Here is a 1112-nt window from a genome sequence, read left to right as displayed (position 1 = left end):
TCACGGATCGCAAAACGTAGACCTGGGTCCATTGCGATTGGGTGGATTAATTCTACTGACATTTCAACGTTGTCACCAGGCATTACCATTTCAACGCCTTCTTTCAACTGGATCGCACCAGTTACGTCAGTTGTACGGAAATAGAATTGTGGACGGTAACCGTTAAGGAATGGAGTATGGCGACCACCTTCGTCTTTAGAAAGTACGTATACTTCTGCGTCGAATTTAGTGTGTGGTTTGATTGAACCTGGTTTAGCCAATACTTGACCACGTTGTACGTCTTCACGCTTAGTACCACGTAGAAGAATACCACAGTTCTCACCCGCACGACCTTCGTCAAGAAGTTTACGGAACATTTCAACGCCAGTTACAGTTGTTTTAACTGTGTCTTTGATACCAACGATTTCAACTTCTTCGCCTACTTTCACAATACCTGATTCAACACGGCCAGTTACTACTGTACCACGACCAGAAATTGAGAATACGTCTTCGATTGGCATTAAGAATGCTTTATCGATAGCACGCTCTGGCTCTGGGATATAAGTATCAAGCGCTTCAACAAGTTGAAGAACAGCAGGAACACCGTATTGACCATCTTCACCGTTAAGTGCAGCTAAAGCTGAACCACGGATTACTGGAGTGTCATCACCTGGGAAGTCATAAGTAGAAAGAAGTTCACGAACTTCCATTTCAACTAATTCGATTAACTCTTCGTCATCAACGATGTCACATTTGTTTAAGAAAACAAGAATGTAAGGAACACCTACTTGGCGAGAAAGAAGGATGTGTTCACGAGTTTGTGGCATAGGACCATCAGTCGCTGAACAAACAAGGATCGCACCGTCCATTTGAGCAGCACCAGTGATCATGTTTTTAACATAATCGGCGTGTCCTGGGCAGTCTACGTGAGCGTAGTGACGGATTGGAGAATCGTATTCTACGTGTGAAGTATTAATTGTAATACCACGTGCTTTTTCTTCTGGTGCAGAGTCAATTGCTGCATAGTCTTTCGCTTCACCGCCGAAAGTTTTTGCACATACAGTTGCAATCGCAGCAGTTAAAGTTGTTTTACCATGGTCAACGTGACCAATTGTGCCCACGTTTACGTGTGG

At 43.8% G+C, this 1112-nt stretch carries 1 protein-coding gene; it reads right to left on the bottom strand.

Translation table 11 applies throughout. The features are described from left to right. Positions 1 to 1112: elongation factor Tu (gene tuf / locus HX005_RS19535; RefSeq protein ID WP_286378573.1), on the bottom strand; the 1112-nt coding region annotated here is incomplete at both ends.

The sequence above is a fragment of the Acinetobacter sp. R933-2 genome (genome assembly GCF_030325485.1).
In the GTDB taxonomy this organism is placed as follows: domain Bacteria; phylum Pseudomonadota; class Gammaproteobacteria; order Pseudomonadales; family Moraxellaceae; genus Acinetobacter; species Acinetobacter sichuanensis.
This window is presented reverse-complemented; position numbering and strand designations above follow the sequence as displayed.